Annotated in this window: 9 protein-coding genes and 1 riboswitch; of the genes, 3 read left to right on the top strand and 6 right to left on the bottom strand. The window is 67.9% G+C overall.

Translation table 11 applies throughout. The features are described 5' to 3' along the window. The first annotated feature begins 48 nt into the window (after positions 1-48). The 3 genes from B0I29_RS13535 to B0I29_RS13525 are packed head-to-tail and all read left to right on the top strand — an operon-like array spanning position 49 to position 4357. The gene (locus tag B0I29_RS13535) at positions 49-642 is read left to right on the top strand and encodes a TetR/AcrR family transcriptional regulator (protein ID WP_245972502.1); all 594 of its coding nucleotides are present in this window, start codon (positions 49-51) and stop codon (positions 640-642) included. Further along, a complete protein-coding gene (locus B0I29_RS13530) occupies positions 636-2390 on the top strand; it encodes an ABC transporter ATP-binding protein (protein ID WP_111649303.1) in 1755 nt (584 codons plus the stop codon). The genes B0I29_RS13535 and B0I29_RS13530 overlap by 7 nt, the downstream gene beginning before the upstream one ends. Further along, positions 2387-4357 (top strand): ABC transporter ATP-binding protein, encoded by a 1971-nt coding sequence (locus tag B0I29_RS13525; RefSeq protein ID WP_111649302.1) that lies wholly within the window; start codon positions 2387-2389, stop codon positions 4355-4357. The genes B0I29_RS13530 and B0I29_RS13525 overlap by 4 nt, the downstream gene beginning before the upstream one ends. A 466-nt stretch (positions 4358-4823) precedes the next feature. Here B0I29_RS13525 and B0I29_RS13520 read toward each other — a convergent pair whose 3' ends face one another. The 6 genes from B0I29_RS13520 to B0I29_RS13495 form a co-directional block, all read right to left on the bottom strand. Beyond that, on the bottom strand, positions 4824-7733 hold the full coding sequence (locus B0I29_RS13520) for a Calx-beta domain-containing protein (RefSeq protein ID WP_111649301.1): 2910 nt from the start codon (positions 7731-7733) through the stop codon (positions 4824-4826). A gap of 14 nt (positions 7734-7747) precedes the next feature. Beyond that, positions 7748-7827: riboswitch (cyclic di-GMP riboswitch) on the bottom strand. Positions 7828-8027: 200 nt separating this feature from the next. Further along, on the bottom strand, positions 8028-15398 hold the full coding sequence (locus B0I29_RS13515; protein WP_111649300.1) for a Calx-beta domain-containing protein: 7371 nt from the start codon (positions 15396-15398) through the stop codon (positions 8028-8030). Between the two features lie 151 nt (positions 15399-15549). Beyond that, positions 15550-16167, bottom strand: a complete 618-nt coding sequence (locus B0I29_RS13510; RefSeq protein WP_111649299.1) for a response regulator — start codon at positions 16165-16167, stop codon at positions 15550-15552. After that, entirely contained in the window at positions 16164-17276 is a 1113-nt protein-coding gene (locus B0I29_RS13505) for a sensor histidine kinase (RefSeq protein ID WP_181557794.1), read from the bottom strand. The genes B0I29_RS13510 and B0I29_RS13505 overlap by 4 nt, the downstream gene beginning before the upstream one ends. Then, the gene (locus B0I29_RS13500; RefSeq protein ID WP_111649298.1) at positions 17273-18055 is read right to left on the bottom strand and encodes an ABC transporter permease; all 783 of its coding nucleotides are present in this window, start codon (positions 18053-18055) and stop codon (positions 17273-17275) included. Before B0I29_RS13500 ends, B0I29_RS13505 begins: the two co-directional genes overlap by 4 nt. Next, the gene (locus B0I29_RS13495; protein WP_111649297.1) at positions 18052-18891 is read right to left on the bottom strand and encodes an ABC transporter ATP-binding protein; all 840 of its coding nucleotides are present in this window, start codon (positions 18889-18891) and stop codon (positions 18052-18054) included. Before B0I29_RS13495 ends, B0I29_RS13500 begins: the two co-directional genes overlap by 4 nt. Positions 18892-18959 lie beyond the last annotated feature (68 nt).

The following is an 18959-nucleotide window of genomic DNA, read 5'->3' as shown; positions in this document are numbered from 1 at the left end:
CTCATTAGAGTGGCCGACATGGAAAACAGGCGCAGGCGGGTGCCTGCCATGGCACCGGAGGAACGCCGCGAGGCTCTCATCGCGGCGACCATCCCGTTGCTGCACGCGCACGGCACCGACGTGAGCACCCGCCAGATCGCGAGCGCCGCCGGCGTCGCCGAGGGCACGATCTTCGGCGTCTTCGAGAGCAAGAGCCAGCTCGTGGTCTGCTCGCTGGTCAAGGCGCTCGATCCGCAGCCGACGCTGGACGCGCTGGCCGCGATCGATCGCGGCGCCGGCCTGCGGCAGCGGGTCGCCGAGGCCGCCGAGATCGTGCACAACCGGTTCATCGACGGCGCCCACCTCATGCACGCGGCACGCCGGCTGTTCTTCGAGACAGCTCCGGACGCGGACGCGCAGCAGCGCATCGTGGACTCCCGGCGGCAGATGCACGAGGCGGTCGTCGAGATCTTCGAGGCGGACGTGAGCCTGCTGCGCATCCCGCCGGACCAGGCGGGCCGGCTGCTCCTGCTGCACTGCGGGGCGAACGCGTTCGGCCCGTTCGGTGACCCGGAGGAGTTCCGCGGCACCGATCTGGCGACGCTGCTTCTGGACGGAATCCTGATCAAAGACGACAAGCGGGGGGATCGGACGACGTGCTGATCAAACTACTTCGCGTCCACCTGCGTCCTTACCGGACTGCGATCGCCCTCGTGGTGGCGTTCCAGTTCCTGCAGACGCTGGCGACGCTCTACCTGCCGGCGCTCAACGCCGACATCATCGACAAGGGTGTCGTCCTGGGCGACACCGACTACGTGCTGCGGGTCGGCGGCGGCATGCTGGGCATCACGGTGCTCCAGATCGCCGCTCAGTCCGTGGCTGTTTACTTCGGTGCGCGTACCGCGATGGCCGTCGGGCGTGACCTGCGCGCCTCGATCTTCGATCGGGTCCAGACGTTCTCGGCTCGCGAGGTCGGGCAGTTCGGCGCCCCGTCGCTGATCACCCGGACCACCAACGACGTCCAGCAGATCCAGATGCTGGTGCTGCTCACCTTCACGCTCATGGTGTCGGCGCCGATCATGTGCGTCGGCGGCATCGTGCTGGCGCTGCGCGAGGACGTGCCGCTCTCCTCGCTGCTGCTGATCATCGTGCCGCTGCTGATCATCGTGGTCGGCCTGATCATCTCGCGGATGCGGCCGCTGTTCCGCCTCATGCAGGTGCGCCTCGACCGGGTCAACCAGGTGATGCGCGAGCAGATCACCGGAATCCGGGTGATCCGGGCGTTCGTCCGCGACGAGCACGAGCAGCAGCGATACGGCGTCGCCAACGACGATCTGACCGACGTCTCGCTGCGGGTCGGCCGGATCATGGCACTGATGTTCCCGACCGTGATGCTGATCGTGAACATCTCCAGCGTCGCGGTGGTCTGGTTCGGCGGCCACCGGATCGACTCGGGCGGCATGCAGGTCGGCGAGCTGACCGCGTTCATCAGCTACCTCATGCAGATCCTCATGTCGATCATGATGGCGACCTTCATGTTCATGATGATCCCGCGCGCCGAGGTCTGCGCCGAGCGCATCAAGGAAGTGACGGACACCGACAGCAGCGTGACGCCGCCTGCGGCGCCGATCACTTCGCTCGCTCGCCACGGCGAGCTCGAGCTCGCCGACGTCGACTTCCGCTATCCGGGCGCCGAGGCCGCGGTCCTTTCCGGGGTACGCCTCAAAGCGCACCCCGGTGAGGTGACAGCGATCATCGGAAGCACCGGCAGTGGCAAGACGACCCTGCTCAACCTCGTCCCCAGGCTCTTCGACGCGACCGGTGGCACGGTACTGGTCGACGGCGTCGACGTCCGCGAACTGGACCCGGACCTGCTTTCCCGCACGGTCGGCCTGGTGCCGCAACGGCCCTACCTGTTCACCGGAACCGTCGCCTCCAACCTGCGGTACGGCAACCCGGACGCCACCGACGAGGACCTCTGGAAAGCCTTGGAGATCGCCCAGGCCAAGGACTTCGTCGAGCGGATGGACGGGCAGCTCGACGCCCCGATCGCACAGGGCGGCACGAACGTCTCCGGCGGTCAGCGGCAGCGGCTCGCCATCGCCCGGACGCTGGTGCACCGGCCGGAGATCTACCTGTTCGACGACTCGTTCTCGGCGCTCGACTACGCCACCGACGCGGCGCTGCGGTCCGCTCTGACCGAGTACCTGACCGCCGACGAGGGGAACCAGGCGACCGTGGTGATCGTGGCCCAGCGGGTCAGCACGATCCGCGAGGCCGACCGGATCATCGTGCTGGACGACGGCAAGGTGGTCGGCACCGGCACGCACGACGACCTCATGGAGTCCAACCCGACGTACCGCGAGATCGTTCTTTCGCAGCTCACGGCAGAGGAAGCGGTAACTCGATGAGCACCGAGAACCGGCCGCAGCCGCGGCCCATGGGTGGCCCGCCGGCCGCCCGGATGATGATGGCAGGCGGACCGCCGGAGAAACTCCAGGACTTCAAGGGCTCGACAAAGCGCCTGCTCGGCCTGCTGAAACCGCAGCGCGCCCTGGTCGCCGCGGTGATGGCCTTCGGCGTCGCCAGCGTGACCCTCTCGGTGATCGGGCCGTACCTGCTCGGCAAGGCCACCGACGTGATCTTCAATGGCGTGATCGGCCGGATGTTCCCGGCCGGCACCTCCAAGGCCGAGGCGATCGCCGGGCTCCGCGCCCGCGGCGACGACGGCATCGCCGACGTGCTCGCCGGCTCCGGCGCGGTGCCCGGTCAGGGCATCGACTTCACCAAGCTGTGGCACGTCCTCGTCTGGGTGGCGGCGATCTACCTGTTCGCCTGGGTGTTCGGCGTCCTGCAGGGCCGGCTCACCGCCCGGGTCGTGCAGACGGCCGTCTACGACCTCCGTCAGCAGGTCGAGGTCAAGCTGTCCCGGCTGCCGCTCTCCTACTTCGACAAGCAGGCGCGCGGCGAGGTGCTCAGCCGGGCCACCAACGACACCGACAACATCGCGCAGACGCTCCAGCAGACGTTCGCTCAGCTGGTCACGGCACTGCTGATGATCATCGGCGTACTCGGGGTGATGTTCTGGATCTCGCCTTTGCTGGCGCTCATCGCGCTGGTGACGGTGCCGTTGTCGATCTGGCTGACCACCGCGATCGGCAAGCGGTCCCAGCCGCAGTTCGTCGCCCAGTGGAAGGTGACCGGCCAGCTCAACGGGCACATCGAGGAGATGTTCACCGGCCACACGCTGGTCAAGGTCTTCGGCCGGCAGCACGAGGCGGCCGACACGTTCCGCGAGCACAACGACAAGCTGTACGCGTCCAGCTTCCGCGCCCAGTTCGTCTCCGGGCTGATCCAGCCCGCGATGATGTTCATCTCGAACGTCAACTACGTGCTCGTCGCGGTCGTCGGCGGCCTGCGGGTGGCGTCCGGCACCCTGTCGCTCGGCGAGGTGCAGGCGTTCATCCAGTACTCCCGGCAGTTCAGCCAGCCGCTCACCCAGGTCGCCAGCATGGCGAACCTGGTGCAGTCCGGCGTGGCCTCGGCCGAGCGGGTCTTCGCCCTGCTCGACGCGCCCGAGCAGAGCCCGGACCCGGCGCCCGTCGAGATGCCCCGCATCCAGGGGCGGATCACGTTCGAGGACGTCTCGTTCCGGTACCTGCCGGACAAGCCGCTCATCGAGAACCTGTCGCTGGTCGTCGAGCCCGGCCAGACCGTCGCGATCGTCGGACCCACCGGCGCCGGCAAGACCACCCTGGTCAACCTGCTGATGCGGTTCTACGACGTGACCGGCGGGCGGATCACGCTGGACGGCGTGGACATCGCCACGATGCCCCGCGAGCAGCTGCGCGAGCAGATCGGCATGGTCCTGCAGGACACCTGGCTGTTCGGCGGCACCATCGCGGACAACCTGGCATACGGCGCCTCCGCGGACTCCGGCGACCGTGACATGACCGCTGTCGTCGAGGCCGCCGAGGCCGCCCACGTCGACGGTTTCGTGCGGATGCTCCCGGAGGGCTACGACACGAAGATCGACGAAGAGGGCTCGAACATCAGCGCCGGGCAGAAGCAGCTCATCACGATCGCCCGGGCGTTCCTGGCCGAGCCGAGCATCCTGATCCTCGACGAGGCCACCAGCTCGGTCGATACGCGTACCGAGGTGCTGATCCAGCGGGCCATGAGCACCCTGCGCACCGGCCGGACCAGTTTTGTGATCGCCCACCGGTTGTCCACGATCCGCGACGCCGACGTGATCCTGGTGATGGAGAACGGCAGCATCGTCGAACAGGGCACTCATGACGACCTGATCGCGGCGGATGGGGCGTACGCGAGGCTTTATTCGGCACAGTTCGCCCAGGCAGTGGTCGAGGTCGACTGACGCCCCGCTCGCCGTGGCCGCGAGTCCCAAGGTCGGCTGTACGCCACGGTCGCCGTACGTGACAGCCGGCAGCCGTGGCGTACAGCCGCCTGCGTCCGGCTGGCGCTTGCGGTCGTGTTTTCGGCCTGCGGACGACCGTGAGCACAAGCCGGCTCCGGATTCGCCGGCATCGCTGCTCGGTGGCGAGCTTGCCGCAGGCGAGCCGTAGCTCAGATAGGTCATCGGACTCGAATGACATGTCTGGACTACGGCTCGCCTGCCTGAGCCGTAGTCCAGGACTGTTCTGGAACCCGGATGACGTATCTGAGCTACGGCTCGGCTTGCCCGCCGGCACGGCTTGCCAGTGGTCGGGTCCGGTCTCCGCCCGGCCCCCGCGGTCTTGGGGTGCGGTTCCCTCACGGGGCTGCTGTGGATACGCGAAGCGGGGGCGGCCGAATGGCCGCCCCCGCTTTGATGCTCAGTGCGATTACTTGATGGTGATCTTCTTCGAGGTGGTCCAGTTGCCCAGCAGGCCCTCGGACGTGTCACCCTCGACGAACGCCCGCAGCGTCAGGCTCTTGCCCGAAGCGATCGAGGACGTGATCGAGTACGCCCCGCTGGCGTTGGTCGTGCCCTTGTAGACGGTCTTCCAGGCGCCACTGACCCAGCTCTGGACCAGAACGGCCTGACCGGCGTCCTTCGGGTTGGCGGCGACGCCGACCCACAGCTTGCCCTTGCTCGGCGAGGTCACCGTGAGCACCGGGTTCTGCTTGACCCGGACGGTGAGGATGTCCGACCAGAGTTCGCTGCTCATGGTGCGGAACTGGTAACCGGTCCCGATCCAGCGAGCGAACGAGTAGTGACCCTCGGCGTCAGCCTTGGCCGTCTTGATCTTCAGCCATTCCTCGGTGCCGAACGGACGGCCGTAGAACTCGACGTCCGCACCCTTGGCGACCTTGCCGGTGACCGTGACGGTCCCGGTGCCGGTGAGCGTGGTGCTCCCGGTCGCGATGGTCGGCTTGCCCGGCTCCTCTTCACCCGGCTCCTCCGGGTCGGTCGGCTCGGAAGCGCCGTCGCTGGCAGCGATGACAATCCAGCCGTCCTTGACCGTGCCGGTCCCACCGAAGCCAGAACCCGAGACCTTGATCGCCTCAGCGGGCTCCTCGGTCGGGTCGTTGACGATGTTGACCGTACCGATCGGCACCTTCTTGTCGGTGTCCGTGCCGGCCGGGATGTTGACCGAGAACACGTTCGGCGAGAAGTCGTTGTTCGAAGCAGCGGCGGTGGTGCCGTGCTTCTCCCCGGCCAGGGTCACGTTGAGCAGGGTGGCACTCTGCGACCATCCCAGCGTCGTGCCGGTGAGAGCGAGAGCGTCACCCTCGACCGCGTTCGCCGAGTCGACGACGAGCGCCGGGGCGAGATCGTCGTTGGTCAGGGTGATCGTGCCGGAGAGCGGACCGCCCGTGGCGTCGGTCTCCCCCGTATTGAGGGCAGCAGTCAGTCGAATGGTCTCATCGCCTTCGAAGACAGTGTCGCCCTTGACCAGTACCAGGACATAACCGGAAGTCTGGCCGGCCGCGATGGTTTGGGCCGTAGGCGAGACCACCGAGATGATGTCGTAATCATCGGCGCCGACGGTCTGCCCGCCCGTCAGGGTGGCACCGTCCGTGGCAGTACCCGGGTCGGTGGCAAGGGCGGTCGTCCAGCTGACGCCCTGCGCACTCGGGTTCGAAAGATTGACCTGAAGAAGCGCGGCAGAGTAGCCGTTGCCTTCAGGCATCTTCAGGTCGGTCTGCTCCAGGCTGATCGTCGGCTTCGCGTCATCATCCGTGATGACGATGGTGTTTGCCCCGGCTCCGGTCGCAGTGCCAGCGGTCCTCGCCAAGGTGATCGTGAAGCTTTCGCTGTCACCCTCGTCGATCAGATCGCCGATGATCTCGACGTCGAAGGTCTTCGTGGTGTCACCCGGAGCGAAGGTCAGGGCCCCGCTGCCAGCCACGAAGTCCTTGCCGGACTCGGCAGACACGCTTCCCGAGTTGGCCGCCGCCCAGGTGAACTTCTGCTCCTGCCCCGATGCCTGGCTGAGCTGAACGGTAACCGTGTGCTTCTTGGTGCCGCTGTTCCCCTCGACCGCGATGGTCTTGGAGGCATCAGTGAGGCTGACGACCGGCAGGGACACGACCTGGTCGGTGATGGTGCCGATCGCGCTCGCCTTCGTCGGGTCGATGACCGCGCCCGACGGCTCGCTCAGCGCGACCGTGACGTCCTCGGGAAGCTCGTCGAGGATGTCGTTCTTCGTGATCACCTGCGCAGTCGGGCCTGCCGTGACACCCGGCGAGAAGGTAACCGTCTGCGGCGGAGTGACCGCGGTGTAGTCCAAGCCTGAAGTGGCCGGACCGTGACTCGGCAGCGGCGTCGGCGTGTCAGTGGTGCCGTATTTGACCGTGACCGCCGTCTCCGATCCAGGGATCAGCGTGAGCGGGTAGCTCAGCGACTGGCCCTCGGCAACCGCCGTGGGCGAGGCAGCGACGACGCCCACCTTCGGAGTGGTTTCGTTGTCGACGATGCTGATCGTGATCGGGGTCGCGGTGGCGGCCACACCATCAGCCGAGCCGGCCTTGACAACGAACGTTTGCGGGGTAGTGCCCTCATAAAGGGCGTCATCCGTGATCGTGACGTCGAAGTACTTCTCGGTTTCGGTCGGGGCGAAGGTCAACGTTCCGGAAGTGGCTACGTAGTCCTGCCCCGCCTTGGCGGTGCCATCCTCCGTCGAGTACGGAATGTTGATCGTGCGACCCGACGCGGTCAACAACCGAGCAGTGACCCGCACCGTGCCGCCGTCCTCAGGAACGCTGGTGCGGTTCGCGGTGAACGTGTAGCTCGGCTCGGGGTCGTCATCAGTGATGTTGATGACGGCCGTCTTGATCGGAACAGAAGTCGATCCCGATGGGTCATACACACTCACGTTGATGGTCTCGGGTGAGGCCTCATCGAGACTGTCCAGCAGTGTGGTGACGCTCAGAGTGGCCTTCTTATTGCCATCGAAGGTGATGAGCGTGCTGCTGACGGCTGTGTAATCCGATCCCGCTGTGGCAGTGCCCGAGGTTTCGGTCTTCCAGGTCAGGTCCGCTTCCGGCGTGGCACCGGTCGTTGTCCCGACCCACGTCAGCTCGAGGGCTGCGACACCGCCTTCGGTGACAACCACGGGTGTGGTGGTGAAAGTAACGTCGTCGGCAACCGCATTCGCCGCCAGAGCGGGCGACGAGATGAGAACTGCGGGTGCCAGGCCGATAACACCGGCCACAGCCGTGGACAGGACCCGTTGCAGGGTCTTCTTGCCATACAGCGTGAACGGAACCGAGCCGCTCCTGGCCGCATGGGCTTCTTGATAGCGCATGTGTTTCTTTCTCCTTCGGCGGCTGGGCTACCTCCGTCCGGGGAGGCCCCTGGCTTTGCGTCCCCGCCTTACAACGGGTTTGCCTGTTCGGGTACCGCGCCTGAGGGGGCGCTTCGTCGTGCACCCGTCTTATACGGGTTGAGCAGCGGAAACACCGGAACTATTGGTCCGGCATGACGCCGCGCCATCCGTAATCTAACTCGCGTATCCGTCCGTTACCGGCGGAATGCTTTTTTCGGTCTAAATACGGATCTATCTACCGAGAAACCATCGTTCGGGATGGAGGCCGGCCGATCAGCGAACGCGGACCGATCGGGCCGGTGAGGTGCCGGCCAGGATGCCTAGGCTCGCGGTCGCGGCGATCACCGCGCGGTAGCTGTACGAGGTACCGGACCGCAGCGAGCGCTGGGTGGCCGTGAAGGTGCCGTCGGCGTTCAGCTTGCCGGTGGCGACCGGATCCCAGTCGCCGCTGTTCAGGCGTTGCACGGTCACCGCCTGGCCGGCCTTGTCCGGGTCACCGGTCACGGTCAGGCTCACGACGCCCTTCGCCGTGGAGGTGGCCGCCAGGACCGGCTGCTGGGCGATCTGGACGATCCGGGTCGCCGAGACCAGGTCGTCCGCGCGTACCGCGAGGCGGTAGCCCTGGGTGAAGTTGGGCCGGAAGCTGTAGGCGCCGTCCGTGTCCGCCTCGGTCGTGCTGATCACCCGCCACGTGTTGCCGGTGAGGCCGGGCGCGCCGAGCAGCTCGACCGCCGACCCGGCGCCGGCCGTGCCGCTGAGCGTCATCCGGACCGAGCCGTTGACGACAGTGAACGGGACGGTCAGCGTCGGCGTCTTCGCCTTGTCGTCGTCGGCGATCGTGACGGTTCCCTCGGCCTTGGCCGTCTTCACGTCACTGGGTGAGGGCGTCCCGAACCGTACGGTGAAGGTCTGGTCCGATTCCTTGAGGTTGTCGTGCAGCAGCGGGATCGACACGATCGACCGGGTGTCCGGCGGCGCGAACGACACCGTGCCCGATGAGGTGGTGAAGTCCGAGCCGGCTTCAGCGGTGCCGGCGACCGTACGCCATGGGACCGTGATGCGGCGCTCGGTGGCCGTGGTGCTGCCGGCGAAGCCGAGGGAGACCGTGAGGTCGACCGAGGCGGAGCTCTCCCGGGTGTCCTCGTCGGAGATCGTGATGGTCGGCGGCGTGTCGTCGGGGTCGTCGGTGATCCGATAGGTCGCGGTCTGACCGCCGAGGCTGACGACGACGCTCTCGGTGTTCTCGTCGACGGTGTCCGAGGCGAGAGCGATCGACCCGAGGTCGACGGTGCTGCCGCTGGACGTGCCACCGGAGACGTAGACCGAGGACGTGGGGAGCTGGTAGTCGGCCGCTCCGGCGGCGGCGTCCCCCGCGCCGGTGCCGGACAGCGTGCCGAAGCCAAGGCTCCTCTGCCCCGTTCCGGTGACCACGCCGGTGATCGACACCCGCTCCCCCTCGGCGCCGCTGCCCGGTTTCAGCGCGATGGTGGGCCGCGCGTCGTCGTCGGCGATCCCGAGCGTGCCCTGCTGGGCGCTGCCGGTCGCGTCCTGCTCGCCTGCGGCGAGCGCGACAGTCAGCTGAGCGGTCTCGTCACCCTCATGGACGGTGTCCGAGCGCAAGGGTACGGAGATCGAGCCGGTCAGGCTTCCCTGAGCGATCCGCAGCGTCCCGGACGGGTCGTCGAAGTCGTCACCGCCCGGGCCGGTGCCACTGCCGGTGGCCGAGCCGTCCGCCATCGACACGGTGAAGTCGACGTCGTCCTGGGCCACCCCGGACAGGGTCACCGTGAAGGTGGCGCCGGTCGAGCTCTCCGAGGCGAACGCCGAACCGACCGTGAACGACGGCCGGGGGTAGTTCTGGTCGTTGTCGGTGATGGTGACCGTGGCGGTGTCGGTGCCGAGCGCCGCTCCCAGGGGACCGACCTCGGTGGCGTGGACCTGGAACGTCTCGTTCTGCTCGTACCGCAGGTCGTCGGTGATCGGTACGACGATCGCGCCGGACGGCGAGCCGGCCGTGATGATCAGCGGGTTGGTGCTGGTAGGGGTGCCGAAGTCGTTGGCGGCGGCGCTTCCGGCCAGCACCTCGTAGCTGAGGGTGAGGTCCTGCTCGGTCGAGAGGGCCTGGTTGTCGGCGTAGCTGAGGGTCACCGGGACGGACGCCGGTCCGGCGCCCTCGGCGATCGTCACCGGGCCTAGCGAGGGTGTCGGCGGCCGGTCGTTGACGTCGTCGGTGATCTTGTAGTGGGTGCTGACGTCCGCCGTGGCCGAGGTGTCGTTGTGCGCGGTCACCGTGATCGTCTCGGTCGCCTCGTCGACGGTGTCGGCGAGGAACCGGACGTGCCCGACGGTCCACGAGGTGCCGGAGGCGCTGCCGCCGGGAATCGTGTCGGTCGCGTCCTCGACCTGGTAGTCGGCGGGCTCGGCCGGGTTCTCCCCGTTCAGGCCGTACCCGTCGACCGAGATCGAGTAGTCCATGTTCCGCTCGGCGACACCGGTCGTCGTCGCGGTCACGTAGAAGTGCCCGGCCTCGGCAACCGCGTAGAAGTCGCCGTTCGCCACGTTGAGGGCCACGGTCGGCACCGGGTCGGCGTCGTTGATCGTGACGGCCCGCGTACGCGTCAGGTCCGCCACGTCGTCCTCGGTCGACGCCGGCTCGACCGACAGCGTGGCGGTCTCGGCGCCCTCGTAAACGTTGTCGCCCGTGGCCGGGATGCTGATCGTCGCAGTGGTCGCGTCCTTCAGCACGGTTGCGGTCGCGGCGACCGTACCGAAGTCGTCCTTGCCGGGGTCCGAGCCGCCGTCGGTGGTGGCGGCCGCGCCGCTACCGGTCAGGGTGACGTCGAAGTCGATGTCCTCGGCGGCCGCCGAGCCGAGCTCGACTGTGTAGGTGGCGGTGCCGCCCTCGACGACCGGGCTCTCCGCCGAGAGCGTGAACTCCGGGACGGTGCTGTCGTCGTCGGTGATGGTGATCGTCGACTGCGGCGTGGTGATCGCAGAGGCGGCGGCGTTCTGGCCGGAGAGGGTCAGGGCGAACTGCTCGTTGTTCTCGTGCAGGGTGTCCGCGACGACCGGGATGCTGATGTTCGCGGTGCCGTTTCCGGGCGTGAAGGTCAGCAGCTGGTCGGTCGCGCCGGTGAAGTCGGCGGCGGTGGCCGTGCCGGCCGTGGTCGCGTACCGGACCGTCACCTCCTTCTCGGTGGAGGTGGTCGCGCCGGCGAAGGCAAGGGTGACCGGCAGCGTCGCGGGATTGGTTTCGGCGACCGCGAGCGAGCCGGGGCCGACCACGGCCGGTTCGGCGTCGTCCACGTTGTCGGTGATCGTGACGGTGGTCGTGACCGGGCTCTGACCGGCCAGGGTGATCGAGACCTCGGCGGTCTGGGCGTCCTCGTCGATCAGGTCGTCGCGGAGCACCAGGCCACCAAGGTTGATCATGGACGCGCCGGGTGCAAGGTTGCCAGTCAGCGTCAGCCCGGATCCCTCGATGTCGCCGGCCTGGACCGGGTTGGTCATCCCGGCGGCGGCCGCGGTCCCGCCCACCCCGGTGACCGTCGCGGTGAAGGCGATCGGCGACTGCGCTGTTCCGGTGACCGTCGCGACCAGCGCTTTCGTGTCTCCCTCGGTGCCGGTGATCGGGCCCGCGAACGAGAGCGTAGGCGCCGGGTCGTCGTCGGTGATGCTGATCGTGCGGTTCACCGGGCCACCGATGGCGTCGGTCTCCGCGCCGTCCAGGGCGATCGTGACGGTCAGGTCCTCGTCCGGCTCGTCGACCAGGTCGGCGAAGGTTTGCAGCGACACTGTCGCGGTCCGCTGGTTCACAGGGATCCGGAAGGTGCCGGCCGGGGTCGTGTAGTCGGCGCCGATCGTCGTGCCGTCGGTCGTAACCACCGTGAAGTCGACCGGCGCCACCGCGTCGGCGGCCAGGGTGACGGTGAGTGTGGCCGCGGCGCCCTCGGCCACCGGGACCGGCGACGCCGGTGTGATCGTGAAGCCCGGTGCGGTGTCGTCATTGGTGATCGTCACAGTGCTGTCGGCCTGACTGATGGTGTCTGCCAGCGGCGCCGACGTCAGCGTCACCCCGAACGTCTCGGCCAGTTCGTAGTCCGCGTCGTTCGTGACCGCGATCTCGATGTCCTTGGTGAGCGAGTCGGTCGCCGGATCGAAGCTCAGCGTGCCGTTCGCCGTCGCGGTGTAATCCGCGCCCGCCGTCGCCGTGCCCACAGCCGTGGCGTACCCGACCACGATCGTCTTCTCGGTCGAATCCGCGTCGTTGCCGTCCTGGGCGAAGTCCAGCGTCACTGGCACCGCCGCCGGGCCGAGATTCTCCGCGACCGCGACCGACGCGTCGGCGGACACTTCTGGCGGCAGGTCGTCATCGTCGTCGGCGATCGTCACGGTGGTCTCCACCGGAGTCTGCCCGGCGAGGGTGACGGTGATCTTCACGGTCTGGTCGTACTCGTCGATCGTGTCGTTCTTCAGCAGGAGGTCGCCGAGGTCCAGCGTGGTAGCGCCAGAGGTGAGGTTGCCGGTCAGCGTCAGCCCGGATCCGTCGAGGTCGGCAGCCTGGACCGGGTTGGTCATCCCGGCGGCGGCCGCTGTCCCGCCGACTCCGGTGACCGTCGCGATGTATCCGATCGGCGCCTGCGCCGACCCGGTCACCGTCGCGACCAGTTCCTCGGTGTCGCCCTCGGTGCCGGTGAACGGGTTAGCAAACGCGAGCGTGGGCACCGGATCGTCGTCGGTAATGGTGACCGTACGGTCAATCGGGCCACCGGTGGCGTCAGTCTCCGCGCCGTCGAGGGCGAACCTGACGGTCAGAGCCTCGTCCGGCTCGTCGACCGTGTCGACCGCGGTCTGCACCGTAACCGTCGCGGACTGCTGGTTCGCGCCGATCTGGAACGTGCCGGCCGGGGTCGTGTAGTCAGCGCCAGTCATCGGCGCCACCGGCGTCGTCACCAGGGTGAAGTTGACCGGTGCCACAGCCGGCGCGTCGAGGGTCACGGTGAACGAGGCGGTACCGCCCTCGGCTACCGGCTGCGCGGACGAGGGCGTGACCTCGAACCCCGGCGGATCATCGTCATTCGTGATAGTCACGATGCTGGAGGAGGGCGCGAAGGCGTACGCCAGGGGCGCTGCCGTGAGGTCTACATCGAATGTCTCGCCGAGTTCGTAGTCCTCGTCGTCGGCGATACCCACCTCGATGTTCTTGACCAGCAAGTCGGTCGCCGGATCGAAGATCAGCGTGCCGTCGGTGACCGCGGTGTAGTCGCCGTCCGCCGTCGCGGGCGTCATCCCGGCACCGGTTCCGGTCTCGTACGCGACCTCGATCGTCTTCTCGGTCCTGTCCGCGTCGTTGCTGTCGTGGTCGAAGTCCAGCGTCACCGGTACTTCGGCCGGGCCGTCGTCCTCGATCACCGAGATCGGCGATCCGATCGAGACGATCGGTTCCTTGTCGTCGGTGTCGTCAGCGATCGTGACGTAGTTGACAGCCGGGGTCTGACCACCAAGGGAGAGGCTGACTCTGATCGTCTCGGCGTACTCGTCGATGGTGTCGGTCGTCAGGCCGACCGAGCCGAGGTCGATCAGGTGATCGCCGGGATTCAGCGGACCGATCAGCGACATGCCGCCGGTGGCGAAGTCGGTGGGCTCGGCGGGGTCACTGGTGCCGTCGGGGGCGCCGGCGAGGACCGCGGTGTAGTTCAGCGGGGCCTGCGCGTCGCCGGTGACGGTCGCGGTCAGCGCCGATGGGATGTCCTCGACACCGGCGACCGGAGCGAGCGCAACCGACGGCATGTCGTCGTCGTTGATCAGCGTCAGCGCCCCGGATCGGGATCCCTGCGCGACCTGGGTGGCGTCGGAGTCGACGGTCGCCGAGATGACCGCGCTCTCGTCACTCTCGAAGACCTCGTCGCCGTTGACCGTCACGTTCTGGGTCCCGCTGAGGGCATCGGCCGCGATCACGAGGGTGGCCGGTACGGCGAAGTCATCGTCGCCCGGGTCGCCGGTGCTGACCGAGGTAGCGGTGCCGTCGGTAGACCCCAGGTTCAGGGTGACCGGCACGTTGGTCGGGTTGCTCAGCGTCGCGGTGAACGTGACCGCGCCGGCCGAGTCGCCTTCGGCCTGAGGGCCGGTGCTCGTGAAGGCGTCCAAAGTGGGTTCCGGGTCGTCGTCCGGGAGGGTGAACGTCGTCGGCGAAGTGAAACCGGAGATCCGGGCGTTGTCGGTGTTCGTCAGCGCGATCTCGAAGGTCTCCCCGCCGAATTCGTAGACCTCGTCGGCGCGGATGTCCACGCCGATCCGTTTGGTCGACTCGCCCGGCTCGAAGGTCAGCGTTCCGCTGTCGGCGTCGAAGTCCTTCCCGTCGGTCGCGCTTCCGGCGCCAGCCGAGGCCGCCCAGCCAATGTCGATGGCGGTGGCCGGGGCCGCCGTCAGCGTGACGTCGAAGGCCTGCGTGTGGGAGCTCTCGTCGAGGGTACCGACCGCAGTCACCGTCACGGCGTTGTCGACGATGTTGCCGAGCACCGACGTCGCGGCCGGATCCAGGGTGGCCTGGGACGGTCCGGACAACGTCACACCCACCGTCTCGGGCGACTCCGGATCTAGATCGCCGGTGGTCGGCACCTCGAAGGTCTTCGCGACGTCCCCCGGGCTGAACGTGATCGTTGTCGGAGCCACAGGCGTGTAGTCGTCGTCGGCTGTCGCGTCCCCGTTCCCATTCGTCGCGGCCGAGACCGTGACCGGCAGGTTCGACGCCGCGCTCAGGCTCACCGGGAACTTGAGCGGATCGCCCTCGGCCGCGTCCGGGGGCGCGCCTATTCCGACCACCGGCGGATCGTCGTCGTCGGTGATCCGCACCTGCGCCGTATTGGCGGTGGTGGTCGCGTTCACCGGCGTGCCGGTGGTGACCGTTAAGGTCTCCGGGCTCAGCTCGTCCCGGGCGTCCGGCAGGATCGGCACGGTGAACGTGCCGGTCGGGCTCTCCGGCGGGATCACCAGTACGTCCGTGACCGGCGTGTAGTCGGCCGGGGTGGCCGAGCCGTCCGCAGTGGCGTACGGGATCCGCACTTCCTTTGCCGAGAAGTCCGACAGTGTCGCCGTCAGCGAGGCGGTGCCGTCCGACTCTCCCACGGTCACCGGTGTACCCAGGGTGTACGTCGGAGGCACGTCGTCGTCGAGCATCGTTCCGTACGCCTCGGTCAGCAGGCTGCCGTTGGGGTTGAACAGGCGCAGAGCGAACCGCTCGTCGTACTCGTCGTTCGGGTCGGTGATGCCGGTAACGGTGAGCCGTTTGATCGAGTCTCGGCCGCTCTCCGAGAACGTGGTCGAGCCGCTGATCGTGTGGAAGTCGACGTTCGGTGTCGCACCGACGAGGTCGCTGGACGGCGAGGTCACCGTGTCGTAGGTCAGCGTGACCGACCCGAGGCCGGTAGTCGGGCCGAGCCTGCGTACCTCGAAGACGAACGTGCCGGCCTCGGCGTCCTCGATGTCCGCCTCGATAATGATCTCGCCGGCGGCCGCGTACGCCGGACGGGCCGGAAGCATTACCGCCGGGACCAGGCCGGCCGCGGACGCCGCGACGATCGACACCAGGGTCCGGAACCGGGCCGGTGCCCACAGGCGAAAAGGCACACTCGGACGTACGCGCATGATCGTCCCCGTCTCTCCATGGAACCGCCCGGATTTCGGGCGTGGAGCAGCGCGAAGCCTGGGAACCTCAGTGATCTGCGGAAACAGGGGACGCAGTCGGTAATCTAATCGCCACAAAAGCCGCTCATGACGAAGTTTCAGGTTTAGCGGTTTAAAGCAGTCCGTGTCGCATGGCGGTGGTAACGGCCGCTGTCCGGTCCGCCACGTCCAGCTTGTTGAAGGCTCTCAGCAAGTGCGTCTTCACTGTCGCCTCGGAGATGAACAGGCGCTTTCCGATCTCGGCGTTGGTCAGGCCGGCCGCCACCTGCCGCAGCACCTCGGTCTCGCGCGCCGAGAGTGCCGGCGGCGCCGGAGCGCGCACCTGCCGCACCAGCGTCGACGCCACGCTGGGCGCGAGGACCGTCTCGCCGCGCGCCGCCGCCCGGACCGCGTCCGCCAGCTCGGCCGGCGTCGCGTCCTTCAACAAATAGCCTGAGGCCCCGGCCTCGATTGCGCGCAGGATGTCCCGGTCCGATTCATAGGTGGTGAGGACCATGACCTTCACCCCTGGCGTGGCCGCGAGGATGCGGCCGGTCGCCTCCACCCCGTCGCCGTCCGGCATCCGCAGGTCCATCAGCACGATGTCGGGTTGGAGAGCGAGCGCCTGAGTCACCCCGGCCGAGCCGGAGGATGCCTCGCCGATCACCGTGAGGTCGGCCTCGGCGTCGAGCATGCCGCGCAGACCCATCCGGACCACCGGGTGGTCGTCGACGAGCAGGATCCGGATCACGCGGGAATCTCCACTTCGATCGTCGTGCCCTCGGCGCCGTGCACGGTGACCGCGCCGCCGACCTGAGCGGCTCGGGCGCGCATACCGGCCAGCCCGAAGCCCTCCGAGGAAGCAGGGTCGAAGCCGCATCCGTCGTCGCGGACCACCAGCCGCACACTCGACGCCGCATAGGAGAGCAACACCGCCACCTCACCGGCTCCGGCATGTCGTCGCACGTTCGTCAGCGCCTCCTGCACGGCACGCAGCAGGACCACCTCGACCGGGGTCGGCAGGTGCCGGGGTTCGCCGGCTACTCGTACCGTTGACGGAACGGAAGATTCTTCGCTGAAACGGGCGGCCTGTCGGCGTACCGCCTCAGGCAGTGAAGCGGAAGCGAGCGCGGCGGGCGAGAGAGCCGCGATGAGTGCGCGCGACTCGGCCAGGTTTTCCCGTGCGGTACGCACGGCGAGCGCAAGGCGCTCGTCCTTGAGGCCCGGATCGGCGGCCTGAACCAGGGTGATGATGCTGGTGAAGCCCTGTGCGAGCGTGTCGTGGATCTCGCCGGCCAGCCGGTTGCGCTCGGCCGCGACGCCGGCGGTGTGGGAGAGCCGTTCTTGCTCGGCGCGGCTCGCCTCCAGCTCGGCGATCAGGTCGGCACGCTCGTTGCTCTGCTCGATCATCCGGGTGATCCAGACGCCGATGCAGACCCCGGAGGCGGTGGAGATCGCCGCGATGACCAGGTCGATGCCGATGCCACCGGGGTCGGCGTGGAGCTCCAGCAGAACCGGGATCACGTTCGCGACCACGACCAGGGCGATCGCCCGGCGCAGCGTGACCATCATGAAGAAGATCGGCAGGACCGCGAACATGAGCCAGGTCGCGAGCGGTACGCAGGCGATCGCGATGCCGAACAGCAGCAGATGGGTCAGGCAGACGAGCAGGGCGGCGGTGCCCACCGCTTCCCGCCGGACCAGCGGGCGGCCCACCAGGATGTGCAGCGCCGCCATCGTGGCGATGGCGGCGATCGATCCGGCCCGGAGCTCGAACGAGAAGCCGTCCACGATGATGATCGCGGCCGTCACAGCGGCCGCGACCACCAGGAAGTAGACGTCCCACAACCTCAGACTCATCGGTCGCTGTCGCTCCACCGGAAGGTCATCAGGCACAGCACCAATCCGACCACACACCACACACCGAGCACCAACGCCACTTTGCCGAGTTCCCAGGATCCGGCGAGTTCCTGGCTGCTCGCCGACTCGGGCAGGAAGACGTACCGGAAGCCCTGCGCCATCCACCGGACCGGGAAGATCGAGGCCACATTGACCAGCCAGTCCGGCAGCTGGCTCATCGGCTGGATGAAGACGCCGGAGATGAACTGGAGCGCGACCACCGGCACGTTGAGGATGGCGCCGGCGTTGCGGGCGTTGCGGACCAGCGCGCTCACCGCGACGCCGAGCAGCGAACACGCGATCACCGACAGCAGGAAGATCCAGGTGAAGGTGAGCCAGTGGCTCGCATCAGGCAGCGGCATGTCGAAGACCAGGACACCGACCAGGAGCAACAGCGCCGTCTCGGCAAGGCTCAAAGCCAGAACCAGAAGAGCCTTACCCACCAGGTACGCCGAAACCGGCATAGGCGTACCCCGGAGGCGCTTGAGTGTCCCGTCCTCCCGGTCCATCGCCAGCCCGGCGCCCATCGTGACGAACGCGGTGTTCAGAACTCCGTACGCGATCATGCTGGCCGTGAAGACGCGGCTCGCACTGACGCCGGCGTCGTTGTACTGGTCCCCGAAGATCGTGCCGAACAGGAGCAGCAGCATCGCCGGGAAGGCGAAGGTGAAGACCAGCGCCGTTTTATCTCGAAAAAACTGGAGAAGTTCGACGTGGCCGCGGCTAAGGCTCGTGTTCATCGTGCTTCCCCGATCAGGCTCAGGTACGTGTCTTCCAGCGTCGGACGGGTGATCGTCAGCGTGGTCAGGTCCACACCGGTGTTGACGAGGCGATGAATCAGCTCCGTCGGGTCCTCGTGCCGCTCGTCGTGCGCCACACCGTCCGCCGTCCGCCAGCGGACCCGCGCGGCAGCACCGGACCGGCCGCCCAGCGTGGCCGGGGTGCCCTCGGCGACGATCCGGCCGTCGGCCATCACGGCGAGCCGGTCGGCGAGCGCCTCGGCCTCGTCCAGATAGTGCGTGGTGAGCACGATCGTGGTGCCGTCACCGGCAAGCTTGCGGATCAGCTCCCAGAACTGGCGGCGCGCCTCCGGGTCGAACCCGGTGGTCGGCTCGTCGAGGAAGAGCAGCTCGGGGCGGCCGACGATGCCGAGCGCCACGTCGACGCGGCGGCGCTGGCCTCCGGAGAGCGTACGGATCTTGCTCTTGCTCTTGGCGGTGAGCCCGACCAGCTCGATCACCTCGTCGGCGGAGCGCGGCTCGGGATAGAAGCCACCGACGTGCCGGATCATCTCGCGAACGGTCAGGTCGGCCGCGTCGGCGGCGTCCTGCAGGACGATGCCGACCCGGGTACGCCAGGCGGAGCCGGCCTTGCCCGGGTCCTCGCCGAGAACCCGCACATCGCCGCCGGACCGCCGCCGGTGTCCTTCGAGGATCTCCACGGTGGTGGTCTTGCCGGCGCCGTTCGGGCCGAGCAACGCGAAGATCTCGCCGCGGGCGACCACGAGGTCGATGCCGTCGACCGCTTCCCGGTTCTTGTATGTCTTGCGTAGTCCGGTTACCTCAATGGCTTCCATGCCATTGATCCTGCTTGTTTTTAAAAGGAGCCGGGACGACCGCCCGGCCGTCATCGGTTGTCAACCGA

It is taken from the genome of Actinoplanes lutulentus (assembly GCF_003259845.1).
Classification (GTDB): domain Bacteria; phylum Actinomycetota; class Actinomycetes; order Mycobacteriales; family Micromonosporaceae; genus Actinoplanes; species Actinoplanes lutulentus.
The sequence above is the reverse complement of the archived record's forward strand: the minus strand, read 5'-3'. Positions and strand labels throughout refer to the sequence as shown.

Coding starts and splice junctions, on each gene's coding strand:
- B0I29_RS13525 (WP_111649302.1), top strand. CDS start 2,387: ATGAGCACCGAGAACCGGCCGCAGCCGCGGCCCATGGGTGGCCCGCCG.
- B0I29_RS13520 (WP_111649301.1), bottom strand. CDS start 7,733: ATGCGCTATCAAGAAGCCCATGCGGCCAGGAGCGGCTCGGTTCCGTTC.
- B0I29_RS13495 (WP_111649297.1), bottom strand. CDS start 18,891: ATGGAAGCCATTGAGGTAACCGGACTACGCAAGACATACAAGAACCGG.
- B0I29_RS13515 (WP_111649300.1), bottom strand. CDS start 15,398: ATGCGCGTACGTCCGAGTGTGCCTTTTCGCCTGTGGGCACCGGCCCGG.
- B0I29_RS13500 (WP_111649298.1), bottom strand. CDS start 18,055: ATGAACACGAGCCTTAGCCGCGGCCACGTCGAACTTCTCCAGTTTTTT.
- B0I29_RS13505 (WP_181557794.1), bottom strand. CDS start 17,276: ATGAGTCTGAGGTTGTGGGACGTCTACTTCCTGGTGGTCGCGGCCGCT.
- B0I29_RS13535 (WP_245972502.1), top strand. CDS start 49: ATGGCACCGGAGGAACGCCGCGAGGCTCTCATCGCGGCGACCATCCCG.